This window comes from Bacillus sp. S4 (genome assembly GCF_040838205.1).
GTDB lineage: Bacteria > Bacillota > Bacilli > Bacillales > Bacillaceae_G > Bacillus_A > Bacillus_A cereus_U.
The window spans coordinates 1-16342 of the sequence record NZ_JBFPJI010000059.1 but is presented as its reverse complement, the minus strand read 5'-3'; the positions used below and the strand labels follow the sequence as shown (position 1 = coordinate 16342).

Here is a 16342-nt window from a genome sequence, read left to right as displayed (position 1 = left end):
GGTAATAGTTATGGAGGTTCTAGATGTTAAGTCAAAATAGTAAAAGTAATAAATTTGAAAATTTTCTACTAATCTTTATTTTGTTGCAACCAATTTTAGATTTGCTCACAGCATTTTGTATAATGGTTTTAAAAATTGATACGACCATTGGAGTTATTGCACGTTTATTTGTTATGTTTCTAGGTGGAATATATATTTTAATTCAAACAAAGAAAAAAGGAAGTATAAAATATATAGCATATATAATCTTAGTTGGAATAGTTTTCACTATCGGATTGATCAATAATAAATTTACAAAGGATCCGATGGCGCTAACAGAGGAAATTAAATTTATAGCAAAAGCGTTATACCCGTTTGTTATGCTTACTTGTTATGTGTTTGTTTTTAAATCTTTAAAAGAAAAAAGACATTCAAAAATGCGTGACTATGTTACGTATGCATCATTGATAATAGGAATAGTAATGGTAGTGTCGATTGCGACAGGAACAGATTATAATAACTATGAATGGTTAAAGCTGGGATCGCGTGGTTGGTTTTATGCAGGGAATGAACTAGGCTCTACTTTAGCAATCATGTGTCCAATTGTTATTTTATATTCAATTGAAAAAACAAAAAGTATTGGTAAATTTTATTATTGGATTCCTTCAATTTTAATTATTTTTTCATTGTTTGCAGTTGGTACAAAGGTGGGCATAGGGGCAATTTATGCAACAATGGCTGTCGCGTTTGTTATGTGCTTTATCCAGGCATTTAGACAAAGTGAAAAAGGAAAGAAAAAGGTATATTTACTAAATGGTTGTATTGCAATAACTGTTTTGGTAGGAGTAATGGCTTATACACCTTTTTCACCATTTTTAAAAAACATGGGAATTCATGTCCAAATAATTGAAGAAAAACAGAGTGCAAAAAAGGAAGAGAAGAAGAAAGAATCGGAGAAAGTTAAAGAGCATAAACCTCCTGTTACAGAGAAAGAAAAAGAGAAAGAAAAGGTAGCGGAAAAGAAAGAAGAAACACAAGCTATTATTTTCAGTGGGCGTCAATTATTTGAACAAATGTATAAAGATTTCTATAAGGAAGCCCCAATGTCTCAAAAATTATTAGGAATGGGTTATGCTGGTAACTATAAAGAAGAGCCGAAATTAATTGAGCGCGATTTCCACGATTGGTTTTATTCTTTCGGAATCATAGGATTTGTTTTACTTATCATTCCGTTCCTATACTTTGGTATTAAATTTATTGTATGTGTATTTACTAAATTTAAACAAATATTCACAGTGAAATATGCAATGGTGACTATGGCAATACTTCTCGGATTAGGTATTTCATTTATGGCTGGTCATATTTTAATGGCACCTGGAGTGAGTTTCTACTTAGTGTTAATCATGGCATACTTAATAGTTGACTTGGAAATTGAATGATAGAAAAATAAAAGCTAGCATATGTTAGCTTTTATTTTTGTTATAGTAAATTAAAAAGGAAAATGGGGGATGTAAGAAATGAAAGTGTTGCATATTAATGCTGGTGCAGAAGAAGGTGGGGGAAAAACACATATTATTTCACTTTTATCGCAGTTCCCGAAAAAAGAAGTGGAATTAATGGTATTTGAAGAAGGGGCAATTGCTAGAGAAGCGAGGGACCTTGGTATTCAGGTACATGTTTTTACTCAATCATCTCGGTACGACCTATCAATTCTTTCAAAAATAAAATCATTTATTAATGAGAATCAATTTGACATTGTGCATACACACGGCGCACGAGCGAATTTCTATCTCTCCCTCTTGAAAAAAGGTATAAAAGCGAAATGGATAATGACTGTCCACAGTAATCCAACTTTGGATTTTATGAAGAGGGGATTAAAAGGATGGGCATTTACGAAGTTGAATTTACGTTCTTTCAAGAAGGTAGATTTGTTTTTTGCAATTACAGAAAACTTTAAGGAAAATATTATAAAACTTGGTGTGCCAGAAGAGAAAATTTGTACAGTTTATAATGGAATTGAGTATGATAATATTCCGGTAAAACCTTATGATAAGAGTGAATTTGGCATTGATGAAGGAGTATTTACAGCCATTCAAGTAGCTCGTCTGCATCCTGTTAAAGGTCATAACATTTTATTTGAAGCACTACAAAAAATTAAAATTTCAAATATAAAAGTACTTTTACTGGGTGATGGACCTATAGAAGCAGAGTTAAAGGCAATGGTGAAACAAAAAGGCTTAGAGGATAAGGTGATTTTTCTAGGTTTTCGTACAGATTCAAAAGAGTTATATGCATCTGCACACATTAATTTGTTAAGCTCTTATAGTGAAAGTTTCCCTCTTGTTTTATTAGAAGCTGCAAATCAACGCTTAACATCTATTGCAACAAACGTGGGTGATATGAGAGAGTTAATAGTTGATGATACGTATGGATGGATTGTACCGATTGGTGATGCGGATTCATTAGCAAGCGCATTAGAAAATGCTTATGAAAAATGGTTGAATGGTGAATTAGAAGCGATGGGAAATCGTTTATATAATCACGCATCTACTCATTTCTCGCTAAAGAATTTGTATGAAGATACTTATAATGCATATAAAAAACTTTTACTGAAATAGAGAGGATAGTTAAATATGGAAGTACAAACGGTTGATATTCTAGGTGTTCCTTTCTCTACAATGACAATGGATGAAACGATCCAACATTTAAAGAAGCAACTAGAATTAGAGCAAGCTCATACTTTTCAGGTGGTAACAGCAAATCCTGAAATTGTTATGTGCGCAAAAAAGGATGAAAAATTCCATAAAATATTATTAAATACAGATTTAATTACACCTGATGGTATTGGGGTTGTAAAAGCAAGTGGTATGCTTGGTACACCTTTAAAAGAGCGGGTAGCGGGATTTGATTTAATGAGCAATTTATTTGCAAAGTTATCAGAAGAGAATAAATCAGTATCTGTTTTCTTATTAGGTGCAAAACCACATGTTGTACAAGCCGCGGCTAATCATTTAACGAAGACATATTCGGCTGCATCTATCGTGGGTACACAAGATGGATATTTTAAACAAGAAGAAGAAGAGAATATTGTTTCACGTATTCAAGAGGCAAAACCAGACCTATTACTTGTTGCACTTGGCTTCCCAAGGCAAGAAAACTTTATCCAAAACAATAAGCATCGTTTAGAAACGAAAATGGCTGTTGGAGTAGGCGGTAGTTTAGATGTGTGGGCTGGAGAGGTAAAGCGTGCACCAAAATGGATACAAGCTATTCATTTAGAGTGGTTTTACAGATTATGTAGTAATCCAACACGCTGGCGTCGTCAGTTAGTACTAGCCGAGTTTTTAAAAGAAGTAATGCGTTCAAAAAAGTAGCGGAACATCGCTACTTTTTTTATTTGTTTATTTTTGATAAATATTTTACTTTTTGGGAATGATGAAGGAGAATTTTTTATACGAAAGTATTTTACTTATGCAATACACACATGTAAAATGATGTGTAAAGACACCTGTGTAAGGAGGACTTCTTGTGAGCAAGGTAAAAGAAATTTCGAAGCGAAAGCTACTTGGTATAGCTGGACTTGGCTGGCTATTTGACGCAATGGATGTTGGAATGCTTTCATTTGTAATAGTGGCGTTGCAAAAAGAGTGGGGATTAAGTACTCAAGAGATGGGTTGGATAGGTAGTATTAACTCAATTGGTATGGCTGTAGGGGCGCTCGTTTTTGGGATACTATCAGATAAAATAGGACGGAAATCGGTCTTTATTATTACATTATTACTATTTTCTATTGGTAGTGGCTTAACGGCTTTAACGACGACACTCGCGATGTTCCTCGTTTTACGCTTTTTAATTGGTATGGGACTTGGCGGGGAACTTCCAGTTGCATCTACCCTTGTATCGGAGAGTGTTGAAGCGCACGAACGTGGGAAAATAGTTGTACTATTAGAAAGCTTTTGGGCTGGTGGTTGGTTAATCGCAGCTCTTATCTCATATTTTGTTATTCCTAAATACGGTTGGGAAGTTGCTATGGTATTAAGTGCAGTTCCAGCGTTATATGCTTTATATTTAAGATGGAATTTACCCGATTCTCCAAGGTTCCAAAAGGTTGAAAAAAGGCCATCTGTTATTGAAAATATAAAATCGGTTTGGTCTGGAGAATATCGTAAAGCAACAATTATGTTATGGATTCTATGGTTTTGTGTTGTCTTTTCCTATTATGGAATGTTCCTTTGGTTACCTAGTGTAATGGTACTGAAAGGCTTTAGTTTAATAAAAAGTTTTCAGTACGTACTCATTATGACTTTAGCTCAACTTCCAGGATATTTCACAGCTGCATGGTTTATTGAACGTCTTGGTCGCAAATTTGTATTGGTTACGTATTTAATTGGTACAGCATGTAGTGCTTATGTGTTCGGAATTGCGGATTCATTAACAGCATTAATAGTGGCGGGTATGTTACTATCCTTCTTTAATTTAGGTGCTTGGGGTGCATTATACGCTTATACACCGGAACAGTATCCAACAACTATTCGTGGTACAGGTGCAGGAATGGCAGCGGCATTTGGACGTATTGGTGGTATTCTTGGACCACTATTAGTAGGGTATTTAGTTGCTTCACAAGCGTCACTATCGCTAATATTTACGATTTTCTGTGGATCAATTTTAATTGGGGCACTTGCTGTAGTTATACTTGGTCAAGAAACGAAACAGAGGGAATTAGTATAAAGTGAAACTTTAATCAGTGGGTGTTTTATCCATCAACCATTGATTGTTAGTCCGCACCAATCGGGATAAAAGAAAAGGGGAACCAAAGTGGTTTCCTTTTTTCTGTTTTTTTAGATAAATAATGGTATAGTAAGAAAAAGGGATTGTTTCTTACTAAAGCGAATGTATACAACAAGACATACGGACAAAGGAATTAGGTGGCTGGATAAATGAAAATCTTACTTATCATGGAAGAAACAGAAGAGCGAAGAAAATTAGTTGAGAACTTTACTGAAAATATTCGAAATGTAGAATGTTTTGAAGCGGAAACTGGAACAGAATCTTTGCTAATAATGAAAAAACATACACCTGATTTTGTTTTTTTAAATTCGCAATTAATGGATGGTACTGGTTTTGAATATTCGAGTTTATTACGAGAAGTGAATTGTTATACGAAATTTATTTTTATTGGTGAGGATATAGAAGAGGCAATTACAGCTTTTCGTTTCCAAGCGTTTTATTATTTATTACGGCCATTTCGTGAAGAAGATTTACAATTCATTTTATATAAAATGGGAAAAGAACAAAGTGAGAAAGCAAAGAGTCATTTGCGTAAACTGCCGATAGAAGGCCATGAGGGGATTAGATATATTTTCCCGGAAGATATTGTATATGTAAGTAAAAATAAGGAAAACAAAACCGTTTCAATTTATACAACGAATAATCAGTATATTTCAACATACACACTCCAGGAATTAGAAAATAAACTAAATGCATATGATTTTTTACGTGTACATAAAAGCTATTTAATTAATATGTCATATGTACAAGAACTTAAACCTTATTATAATGGCACGTATAATTTGTATTTAGACAGGTACGATGAGCAACCGATTCCAGTAAGTCGCAATTATGTAAAACGACTTCGAAATAAAATTGAACTGTGACAAGTAATGAGAGAATTTTAACATGATAATCTAGAAATCCTTCATGATAAGGAGGATTTAAGTAAAATATTCAGAAAATTTAGTACAATCTCCACTAAGAAGTAGTAATGGGGGGATTGTATGTGAAAACATTGAAGTCAATTTTACTTTGGGGAGTTATTGCAGCGCTAGGAGCATCTGCTTTTGGTGTAATAGCGTTATCGCAAGGTGAGACAATTAATGCTGTATGGCTATTAGTTGCTGCTGTATCAGTGTATGCGATTGCGTATCGATTTTATAGTAGATTTATAGCGAGGAAAGTTTTTGGTCTAGATAATAATAGACAAACACCTGCTCATACGTTAAACGATGGCAAGGATTATGTTCCGACAAATAAATGGGTTTTATTCGGACATCACTTTGCAGCGATTGCAGGGGCAGGTCCTTTAGTAGGACCGATTTTGGCGGCGCAGATGGGGTATTTACCTGGGACAATTTGGATTATTGTTGGGGTGGTTATTGCTGGAGCTGTACAGGATTTTGTAATTTTATTTGCTTCAATGAGACGTAATGGTAAATCATTAGGAGAAATGATTAAAGATGAGATTGGTCCTGTTACAGGATTAATTGCAATGATTGGTATTTTAGGTATTATGATCATTTTATTAGCGGTATTAGCTTTAGTAGTTGTGAAGGCGCTTGTTGGAAGCCCATGGGGAATGTTTACAATCGCAGCAACGATTCCAATTGCTATTTTAATGGGAGTTTACATGCGTTACATTAGGCCAGGGCGAGTAGGAGAAGGATCAGTAATCGGTATTGTTCTACTAATCTTATCCCTTATTGGAGGACAATATGTGGCGGAAAATCCGACACTTGCAAGTATGTTTACTTTTAGTGGTGAGACAATTGCTATTATGCTTATCGTATATGGATTTATTGCATCGGCATTACCGGTTTGGATGCTTCTTGCGCCACGTGATTATTTAAGTACATTTTTAAAAATAGGGACGATACTTGGGTTAGCAATCGGTATTTTAGTTGTAGCACCAGATTTAAAAATGCCAGCAGTTTCGCAATTTATCGATGGGACAGGTCCTGTTTTCTCCGGTAACTTATTCCCGTTCTTATTTATTACAATAGCTTGTGGTGCTGTGTCAGGATTCCACGCTCTCGTTTCATCAGGCACGACGCCGAAAATGATTGAGCAAGAAGGCCACGCAAAGCCAATCGGTTATGGAGCAATGTTAATGGAATCGTTTGTAGCAGCGATGGCAATGATTGCTGCTTGTGTATTAACACCAGGAACTTATTTTGCAATTAATAGTCCTGCAGCACTTATCGGTACGGATGTATCGCAGGCAGCTCAAGTTATTTCTTCATGGGGATTTGCTATTACACCGAATGAATTAAAAGATCTTGCTGTTAATGTCGGAGAACAGACCATTTTATCACGTACAGGTGGTGCACCAACATTAGCAATTGGTATGGCGTATATATTTTCGCAAGTAATGGGCGGAACGGCGATGATGGCATTTTGGTACCATTTTGCTATTCTTTTTGAAGCACTATTTATTTTAACAACGATTGATGCGGGAACACGCGTAGGGAGATTTATGATTCAAGACATTTTAGGTCATGTATATAAGCCGTTTGCGAAAACAGATTCAACATTAGCAAATGTGATAGCTACAACACTATGTGTACTAGGATGGGGGTATTTCTTATACCAAGGGGTAATAGATCCGCTTGGTGGAATTAATACATTATGGCCACTTTTCGGTATTGCAAACCAAATGTTAGCAGGTATTGCATTATTACTTGGAACGACAATTTTGTTCAAAATGGGAAAAAAGGCATATGTTTGGGTAACACTTATTCCAACTGTCGGATTGCTTATTGTAACAATGACAGCAGGTTATCAAAAGCTATTTCATGAAAATCCCAAAATAGGATTTCTATCACATGCGAAAGTATTCCAGGGAGCATTAGATGATGGGAAGGTACTAGCTCCGGCTAAAAATGTTGCACAAATGAAACAAATTATTTTGAATGACTATATTGATGCAGCGCTTTGTGGAATTTTTATGATAGTTGTAATTGCTGTATTAATTTCTGCACTTCGAATTTGGATTCAAGTATTAAGAAATAAGCCAATGCCGTTAAAAGAGGCACCATATATTCCAAGAGATGAAAGTGAGTCGAGGAACTATGCTTAAAAATTTACGGAACGTATGGGGAAAGAGAAAGCAATTTATTAGTTTACTTGTCGGAGTTCCAAGTTATGAAACGTATGTAAATCACATGAAAGTACATCATCCAGAAGAGAAAATTCTATGTCAAAAGCAATTTTTTGCTGAGGCACAAGAAGCTAGATTTAATGCAAAAGGCGGAAAGATATCGCGATGTTGTTAATGGAGGGGACGAAATTTCGTCTCCTTTTTTATTTTGCTTTTTGCTGTTCCACGTGGAACAATAAAATAAAAAAGTTTGGGAATTATAGGTATTTCGTAATACAATAACATATAGAAAGGGATACATGGAAAAGAAAAAGTAGGGAGATTATTTTATGTTCAGAGATCTATTTGTAAATATGACAATCATTCTTTCCTTTATCTTTGTAGGTGCTCAGCTTTTAAGAGATAAGCCGTTAAAAGAAGGGTTCTCTTTTTGGCAGAAATGTTTGATCGGCATTTTAACTGGAATATTAAGTATATTATTGATGCATTTTGGTGTACATATTGAAAATATTATGTTGGATTTACGTTATTTAGCAGTTATTTTGGCAGTTATAATTGGTGGCCCAATAGCTAGTAGTATAACAGTTATGATCATTTTAATAACGCGGGTATTTTTTACTGAGTATTCTTTAGCCTCTGAATTGGCTTGCTATACTATCGTGGCAATAGGGATTGGCAGTACCCTCATTTGGCGGATGAAGATTTCTATATTTACAAAATGGATATGGTTTAATGTGTACAGTTTGTCTATTTTAATACTACCACTTTATATTTTATTTAAGGATATATATGTAGTGGTTTTATATTTAGTTTGTTGTATTGTAGCGGCATACATCACATTTGTAAGTGCAAGTTACGTATTGCAATCCAATGAATTATTTCAAACGATGAAGCATTATGCAACGATAGATGCATTAACGAATCTAGGAAATGTAAGGCAGTTTGATTTCGAGATGAATCGTCATATTGGTAGCAAGCATATGAAAAATGATTCACTTTGTTTATTACTTATCGATATTGATCACTTTAAGTATGTAAATGATACGTACGGTCATCCTGCTGGAGATGAAGTGTTAAAACAACTAGGGCGTATTTTGTTAGAGAATGCACCATTCCCAAATTTAGTCTTTCGAAAGGGTGGCGAAGAGTTTGCTCTGTTGTTACCAAAAAAGAGAGTAGCATTTGGAACTCGTATAGGGGAACAAATTCGACTAGCTGTTGAAAAGCATTCATTCCAACTGCAAAATAGGGAAAAAATTAAAATTACAGTTTCTGTCGGAATTTCAGAGTATAAAAAATCACCTGATCAATTTATTCAATCAGCGGATGATGCGTTATATTATTCAAAAAGAAATGGTAGAAACAAGGTTAGTTCAGCATCATAGGAATTCGGGGAGTACTTTAAAACATTTCTGCAAATAGATTAAAACCCACAGAACAATAAATGTCTGTGGGTTTTAATTTATTTTTAAATTTATTAATAAAAAGCTTTATGTTAGACAAGTTCTTTCGGTGCAACGAATTTGCGATATGCACCGTGATGTGTTGGTCCTACGTATTCGTTAATCTTAAATGAATGACGAATTGCAGCTGTGATGAATTCTTTCGCGGTTTTTACTGCTTCTTTCACAGTTTTTCCTTTTGCAAGTTCTGCTGTAATTGCAGCAGAATATGTACAACCTGCACCGTGTGTATTTGTCGTATCGATCTTTTCTGATTCTAGAAGATCGAATGTTTCGCCGTCATATAACACATCAATAGCAGTTTCTGTGCCTAGTTTGCTACCACCTTTAATCAGTACGTATTTAGCACCTAAAGCGTGGATTTTTTTTGCAGCTTCTTTCATGTCCTCAAGAGAATTAATTTTCACACCACTTAATTGATATGCTTCAAATAGGTTTGGCGTTACAACCAATGCTTTTGGGACAAGAACATCACGTAAGCAATCATTCGTTTCAGGATGTAATGCTTCGTCAGCTCCTTTACATACCATAACAGGATCAACTACTACATTTTCGAAATTATGCTTTTCAATTGTTTCTGCAACCATTTCGATAATTTCTACTGATCCAAGCATACCTGTTTTTAAAGCGTCTACGCCAACGCCTTCAATTGTTGTTTCTAATTGTGGTTTTAATGTAGAAGCCGCAATTGGGAATACGTTATGTGCCCAACCGTTATGTGGGTCCATTGTTACGATTGTTGTAAGAGATGTCATTCCATATACGCCAAGTTCTTGGAATGTTTTTAAATCTGCTTGTATACCAGCACCGCCACTTGTGTCAGAACCAGCGATTGTAAGTGCCTTATTTAATGTCATTATGAAAGCCCCCTCAAGTGATATAATGAAAACTATGTTTTCACTATTATATCAATGTTACGAATAAGTACAAAGTGAAAAGTAGATGATTTATGTTAAGTACTATTTAAAATCTTGTATGTAGGAGACGAATTATGTTTCAAGAGAATCGTACAAATGAATTAGTTATATTAAAAGAAATTGCAGAAACGTTGAATACCTCAAATGATACATATCACGTACTTCAAGCTGTGCTGGAAAAGCTATTGAATGTAACTGGTTTAACGACAGGATGGATTTTTCTTGCGGATGAAAATGGCAGATATACGAAATTAATTGATTACCAATTACCAGAGGGATTGAGATTCGAAAATAAACGGCCGATGTGTGAGGGGAATTGCTGGTGCCTACACAGCTTTGTGGAAGGGAAATTAGAGCGAGCAGTTAATATTATTGAATGTAAGAGAATTAATAATGCAATTGAATACAACTGGGGAGATACAGAAGGGATTGTACATCATGCGACAGTACCGCTCAAAGCGGGTGGAGACGAATTTGGCGTATTAAATGTAGCCAGCCCAGGTAAAACGCATTTTTCTGAAGAAGAATTAGTACTATTACAATCAGTTGCCTTTCAAATTGGAACGGCATTAAAGCGTACAAAACTGTATGAAAATGAAAAGAGAAGAGCTCATTATTATGTAAAGCTAGAACGCTTTATTCAAGCTTTAAGGACAATTCATAAATTTAATGCATTACCAGAAGAGATTGTAAAGCAAATAGGGAGCTTATTTCTATGGGAGCAAGTTGCATTCTTTATTAGAGAAGAAAATGAACTAGCTGTGAGAGCTTCTTATAAGAAGGGTGAACTACAAGATGATCTGAGGGCAGCAGCACAGGAAGCGTTGGAAAAAGAAGAGTCTGTCTTGTTGAAGCGTCAGGTTGGTAATATAGAGCATCCTAATAGGGCAGTTATCGCTATTCCGATACATATTCAAGATCATATATTTGGAGTATTAAGTGTAAGTTCGAATAATGGAGAATTTGATATAAATACAATAGATGTAGTACAAGCGTTAGCAAATCATATTTCATTAATGATAGAGAACTTAAGATTAAATGAAAAACGCCGAGAACTTGTACGAATGGAAGAGCGTAATCGTTTAGCTAGAGATTTACATGATTCTGTTTCACAAAAGTTGTTTTCATTAACTTTTATGACAAAGGGTGCTGAAGCTGTTTTAAAAGGCCAAAATGAAAAGGTAGATAGTTCTTTGTATGAGATGCGTGAACTAGCGCAAGGTGCTTTGAAAGAAATGAGGACCTTGATTTGGCAGCTTCGTCCGGCAGGATTAGAGAAGGGGTTATTACCAGCTCTAAAGCAATATGGCGAAAGTTTGGGATTGAAAATTCGGGAACAGGTTACTGGTGTTCGTGATTTGCCACGCGTAGTAGAGGAAGCGCTATGGCGAATTGGACAAGAATCTTTAAATAACGTAAGTAAGCATGCGAATGTACGAGAAGCGACGATTTATTTCAAGGTGACGGAGAAAAATGTATCATTAGAAATAATCGATCAAGGAAACGGCTTTGAAGAAAAGGATATAAAAGAGAAGAAATCGCTTGGTATGACTATGATGCGTGAAAGAGTAGAATTAGTTGGTGGAACAATTAAAATTGTAAGTGATAAGAAAAGAACAAGTGTAAAAGTAAATGTACCATTATGATGTGAAAATGAGGGAAGTTTGTGAAAATAAAAGTATTGTTAGTTGATGATCACACAGTTGTTTTAAAAGGATTGGCATTCTTTCTGAGTACACAGGAAGATTTAGAGTTAGTTGGAGAAGCAAATAATGGGAAAGAAGCATTAGTGAAAGTAGGAGAAACAAATCCTGATGTTGTATTAATGGATTTATACATGCCCGAAATGGATGGCGTTGAGGCGACGGCATGTATCAAAAAAGAATATCCGAATGTGAAAGTAATTGTATTAACTAGTTTTTCTGATCAGGCACATGTTTTACCAGCATTAAAGGCGGGAGCAAGCGGGTATATTCTAAAAGATGTAGAACCAGATCAACTTGTTGAAGCGATTCGCAGTGCGTACAAAGGGAATATACAACTACATCCAGATATAGCAAACGCGCTTCTTTCCCAAACATTACCAGAGGAAGAGAAAGAAGAGGAACACTTCATTCATGTAGACGTATTAACAGCTAGGGAAAATGAAGTGTTACAACTGTTAGCAAAAGGGATGAGCAATAAAGAAATTGCTTCTGTTTTAGTTATTACAGAAAAAACGGTAAAAGCTCATATGAGTAGTATTTTGAGTAAGTTACATCTATCCGATCGCACACAAGCAGCATTATATGCAGTGAAAAATGGAATTGTATAAGACGAAAGTCGTAAGACCTAGTCCGCCTTTAGAAGGTGGACTTTTTTTATGGAAAAATACGTCTATGTGAGGACGAAATTGTCTTGATATAAAGATAAAATATATTTGTAAGCAACAACAATTACAAGGGAGTACCCTTTTTTCGTAAGTAATATATAACAACATAAGAGTGAGTAGTAGGAGGAAAAGAATCATGGCAACAGTTTTATTTGTAAAAGCAAACAACCGCCCAGCGGAACAAGCAGTTAGTGTGAAATTATACGAGGCATTTTTAGCAAACTATAAAGAAGCACATCCAAATGATACAGTAGTAGAACTTGATTTATATAAAGAAGAATTACCATATGTAGGCGTAGATATGATTAATGGTACATTCAAAGCAAGTAGAGGATTTGATTTAACAGAAGAAGAAGCAAAAGTGGTAGCAGTAGCTGATAAGTATTTAAATCAATTCTTAGAAGCTGATAAAGTAGTTTTCGGTTTCCCATTATGGAACTTAACGATTCCGGCCGTATTACACACGTATATTGATTACTTAAACCGCGCTGGTAAAACGTTTAAATATACACCAGAAGGTCCAGTTGGGCTTATTGGAGATAAGAAGATTGCTTTATTAAATGCACGCGGCGGCGTATATTCTGAAGGTCCAGCAGCTGAAGTAGAAATGGCTGTTAAATACGTAGCAAGCATGATGGGCTTCTTCGGCGCAACAAACATGGAAACAGTAGTTATCGAAGGACATAACCAATTCCCAGATAAAGCAGAAGAAATCATTACAGCAGGTCTTGAAGAAGCGGCTAAAGTAGCAAGTAAATTTTAATTAAAAACATAATCGTCACTCGAAAAAACAGCATTAACATTTACATGTTAATGCTGTTTTTTTTATATTTTAAGTTCGTCAGCCAGTTTCTCTAATTGAATTCGATTTTGTATGTAATAGGTTCTTCCTTCTTTTTTTAAGTAGTTTTGCTGGCAAAACTGGTTTAATACATATAAAAGATGGCGATAGCTGACGTTTAAGTATTCTGAGGCCTCAGTATGTTTTTCTGTATAGCAATTATTTTGTTCCGTTAATAGAATAAACGCAGCTAATCGATTTTCAAACGGATAACTATAGTTTTTGGCGTAATTTTCCGTTCGGGTAATTGTTTTTTCTCCAATAAATCTGCATAGTTTCTGTAGAAAGGTAGCATCTTGCAATAAAAGATGCTGACAATCTTTAAGGGGAAGCGCTAAGCAAATACAATCTTCAATTACCTCAACCGCTTTCGTAACGGATTCTACACCAATTAATCCTAATTCCCCAATGAACGAAGGTGCTTGAATAAAGTTAATTAATGAAACCTTTCCGTTTTTGTGACTCATATATATTTTGGCTTTCCCAGAAATTAAGTAATAGAGATAAGGGAGGTCGATTCCCTCATTACAGATCATCTCTTTCTTTTGAAAAGAATGCAGCTCTACATATGGTAAGACATTAAAGGAAAAAAGAGTATGAAATTGGTGAATTTGCATGTGTTGATAAATTTCTTTCTCATTTTTGCTGATTTTCATATTTTCACCCCTGTTTGTAGTATGAGATATCTCCTATTATTTTTACAAGGAAGAATGATACGATTTATGTAAATTTGTTTTTGTAGAAAAGAGGGTGTGAGGGGTTTATGAAAAAATATAAAACATTGCTATTTGATGTAGATGATACGTTACTAGATTTTCAAAAGGCTGAGAAAATCGCTTTACGGATGCTTTTTGAAGAGAAGGGGCTTCTTTTAACCGATGAAATAGAGGATCGTTATAAAAAAATAAATAAAAGCCTTTGGGATTCTTTTGAAAAAGGTGAAATAGCGCGAAATGAAATTATAAATACACGATTTTCCATTTTGTTTAAAGAGTACGGGGAAGAAGTAGATGGAATATTATTCGAAAATAATTATCGCAGCTACTTAGAAGAAGGAAACCAACTCATGCAAGGTGCGTTTGAATTTATAAATCAAATTCAAAGTAAGTACGATTTATATATAGTGACAAACGGTATTTCTAAAACGCAAGATAAACGTTTGCGTAATGCAGGATTACATTCATTGTTTAAAGATATTTTTGTTTCTGAAGACACGGGATTCCAAAAGCCGATGAGAGAGTATTTTGATTATGTTTTTGAACGTATTCCTAACTTCGCTTCTGAAGAAGGGCTTATTATTGGTGATTCGTTAAGCGCCGATATTAAAGGTGGATATGTAGCAGGAATTGATACTTGTTGGTTTAATCCAGAAAAGAAATCAAATGATAGCGAGATTATGCCAACATATGAAGTGCATAATTTTGAAGAATTATACGCACTATTAAAGCAGCATGTGTAACAAAAATAGGCAGTGGAACTTTTATCCCCACTGCCTATTTTTATTAATTTGTAGTTTCGTTATGTTTAGGAAGCGGAAATGCATTGCCAATTGCCGCAGCCCCGAGCATCGGTAATAATAAATTGAGCGGGAAAAACATGAGTAATAGTAATGTTATAGCTATTGGTTTTCTTAATGCATAGCTTGAAATAGCTGTCGTGACGATGGCTACGGAAGATATTGGATCTATAGGCAGAATAGAAGCTATAGCGTATCCAATACTTGATCCAGCAAATATAATGGGGAAAATATGTCCGCCGCGCCAACCCGTATTTAAACAAACGGCAGTAATACATAATTTTAAAACCCCTGAAAGAAGTAGTACCCAGAAGGATAAATGGCTCCATTCAACGACTAAATCTTTTAATTGATGTTCCCCTGAAAATAACGTATACGGGAGGAAAGTTCCAGTAACCCCGAGTAAAATACCGCCGATAATTCCAAGTGATACTTTGTATTCCCTGAAGGGGTGGATTAATTTCTCTAATGCGAATTCTAATTTGAAATAAAAGAAACCAACTATAGCACCAATGCTAGCAAGTGGTAGAAAGGCGATCCATTCATTAAGAGCAAGAGACCCTTCCCCGAAATCAACAATAAAGGATCCACGATTATCGAGTTTACTAAGTAATAAGTAAACGGAAAAACCGGCAAAAGTGGTAGCTAAATATACAATTGCTTTTTTTCCTTTCGAAAATTCATTAATTTGTTCACCCTCATTTTCATTCGGAGCTAAGTAACCGAATAATGGTGCATTAAAAATGACACTTAAAGTAGCACCAATTCCAACCTCTGTTAGTTCATTCATTCCCTTTAAAGCAAATTTAAAGCGATCTCCTACCCATGTACAAAGTCCACCGATAATTCCAACAAGTGCAGCTTCTGGTCCTAAGCTAGCTCCAAATATTAAAACGATAAGCGCAGTTAAAGTAGCTTTATGTACAAAACTGTATTCAATTCTACCTGTTTTTTTATATTCAGCCATCACTTCCGGCATAAGACGTGGATATGTACCGAAGTATTTTTGTGTTAAACCAACGAGGATACCACCGATGATTGTTACACAAATGGTGTAATAAGGAGGAGAAGAGAAAATAGTAGGTAAGTATCCCCAAATAAAGTGAATTCCGATATTTATTGTAACTAAAAATAACCAGACTGTAGCTCCTACTATAGCGCCTAAAAGAATGCCATATAGGACGAGTATATAGTGCATGTCCTTTTTATTTGTCATGTTGTACCTCCGTTATGTAAGTTTTAATGTAGAAAGGATTAAATATGCTAGTGTGAAATGAATTGAATATATATAGTATCTTTTTGAGGGGTTGGCTTATTCAATATATTAGGGTCTCATAAAAATTTGAAACCAACGCGGTTAAACCACTTATTTAATTCTATAT

At 35.1% G+C, this 16342-nt stretch carries 15 protein-coding genes; 12 read left to right on the top strand and 3 right to left on the bottom strand.

The features are described from left to right. The first annotated feature begins 23 nt into the window (after positions 1 to 23). The 8 genes from AB3X48_RS09250 (at position 24) to AB3X48_RS09215 (ending at position 9237) form a co-directional block, all read left to right on the top strand. Positions 24 to 1418, top strand: a complete 1395-nt coding sequence (locus tag AB3X48_RS09250; RefSeq protein WP_078174630.1) for an O-antigen ligase family protein — start codon at positions 24 to 26, stop codon at positions 1416 to 1418. A 78-nt stretch (positions 1419 to 1496) separates the two neighbouring features. Beyond that, on the top strand, positions 1497 to 2597 hold the full coding sequence (locus AB3X48_RS09245) for a glycosyltransferase family 4 protein (RefSeq protein WP_016106765.1): 1101 nt from the start codon (positions 1497 to 1499) through the stop codon (positions 2595 to 2597). Positions 2598 to 2612: 15 nt separating this feature from the next. Further along, positions 2613 to 3353 carry a WecB/TagA/CpsF family glycosyltransferase gene (locus AB3X48_RS09240; RefSeq protein ID WP_016106764.1) on the top strand — a complete coding sequence of 247 codons (741 nt, stop codon included), beginning with the start codon at positions 2613 to 2615 and terminating at the stop codon, positions 3351 to 3353. A 154-nt stretch (positions 3354 to 3507) separates the two neighbouring features. Then, the gene (locus AB3X48_RS09235; RefSeq protein ID WP_002113163.1) at positions 3508 to 4707 is read left to right on the top strand and encodes an MFS transporter; all 1200 of its coding nucleotides are present in this window, start codon (positions 3508 to 3510) and stop codon (positions 4705 to 4707) included. Between the two features lie 209 nt (positions 4708 to 4916). Further along, a complete protein-coding gene (locus AB3X48_RS09230; protein WP_016106763.1) occupies positions 4917 to 5633 on the top strand; it encodes a LytR/AlgR family response regulator transcription factor in 717 nt (238 codons plus the stop codon). Between the two features lie 122 nt (positions 5634 to 5755). Next, positions 5756 to 7831 carry a carbon starvation protein CstA gene (gene cstA, locus AB3X48_RS09225; protein ID WP_016106762.1) on the top strand — a complete coding sequence of 692 codons (2076 nt, stop codon included), beginning with the start codon at positions 5756 to 5758 and terminating at the stop codon, positions 7829 to 7831. Beyond that, complete coding sequence (locus AB3X48_RS09220) at positions 7824 to 8027, top strand: YbdD/YjiX family protein (RefSeq protein ID WP_002198719.1); 204 nt, start codon at positions 7824 to 7826, stop codon at positions 8025 to 8027. The genes cstA and AB3X48_RS09220 overlap by 8 nt, the downstream gene beginning before the upstream one ends. A 154-nt stretch (positions 8028 to 8181) precedes the next feature. Beyond that, positions 8182 to 9237 (top strand): GGDEF domain-containing protein, encoded by a 1056-nt coding sequence (locus AB3X48_RS09215; protein WP_367959340.1) that lies wholly within the window; start codon positions 8182 to 8184, stop codon positions 9235 to 9237. Between the two features lie 110 nt (positions 9238 to 9347). On the opposite strand, the gene pdxK is transcribed toward AB3X48_RS09215, so the two are convergent. Next, positions 9348 to 10172, bottom strand: coding sequence for a pyridoxine/pyridoxal/pyridoxamine kinase (gene pdxK / locus AB3X48_RS09210; RefSeq protein WP_002113152.1), 825 nt, complete (start codon positions 10170 to 10172; stop codon positions 9348 to 9350). A 134-nt stretch (positions 10173 to 10306) separates the two neighbouring features. Between pdxK and AB3X48_RS09205 the strand changes: the two genes are divergently transcribed. The 3 genes from AB3X48_RS09205 to AB3X48_RS09195 all read left to right on the top strand — a co-directional run bounded on the left by AB3X48_RS09205 (position 10307) and on the right by AB3X48_RS09195 (position 13366). Next, on the top strand, positions 10307 to 11878 hold the full coding sequence (locus AB3X48_RS09205) for a GAF domain-containing sensor histidine kinase (RefSeq protein ID WP_367959338.1): 1572 nt from the start codon (positions 10307 to 10309) through the stop codon (positions 11876 to 11878). Between the two features lie 20 nt (positions 11879 to 11898). Next, positions 11899 to 12546 (top strand): response regulator, encoded by a 648-nt coding sequence (locus AB3X48_RS09200; RefSeq protein WP_002198722.1) that lies wholly within the window; start codon positions 11899 to 11901, stop codon positions 12544 to 12546. Between the two features lie 193 nt (positions 12547 to 12739). Next, on the top strand, positions 12740 to 13366 hold the full coding sequence (locus AB3X48_RS09195) for an FMN-dependent NADH-azoreductase (protein ID WP_000246731.1): 627 nt from the start codon (positions 12740 to 12742) through the stop codon (positions 13364 to 13366). A gap of 62 nt (positions 13367 to 13428) precedes the next feature. Here AB3X48_RS09195 and AB3X48_RS09190 read toward each other — a convergent pair whose 3' ends face one another. Next, positions 13429 to 14100 (bottom strand): transcriptional regulator YeiL, encoded by a 672-nt coding sequence (locus AB3X48_RS09190; RefSeq protein WP_002113146.1) that lies wholly within the window; start codon positions 14098 to 14100, stop codon positions 13429 to 13431. A gap of 107 nt (positions 14101 to 14207) precedes the next feature. Here AB3X48_RS09190 and AB3X48_RS09185 point away from each other — a divergent pair, with 107 nt between their 5' ends. Beyond that, entirely contained in the window at positions 14208 to 14903 is a 696-nt protein-coding gene (locus AB3X48_RS09185) for a YjjG family noncanonical pyrimidine nucleotidase (protein ID WP_002113145.1), read from the top strand. A gap of 43 nt (positions 14904 to 14946) precedes the next feature. Here AB3X48_RS09185 and AB3X48_RS09180 read toward each other — a convergent pair whose 3' ends face one another. Further along, positions 14947 to 16176 (bottom strand): chloride channel protein, encoded by a 1230-nt coding sequence (locus tag AB3X48_RS09180; protein WP_088099745.1) that lies wholly within the window; start codon positions 16174 to 16176, stop codon positions 14947 to 14949. Between the last annotated feature and the right edge of the window lie 166 nt (positions 16177 to 16342).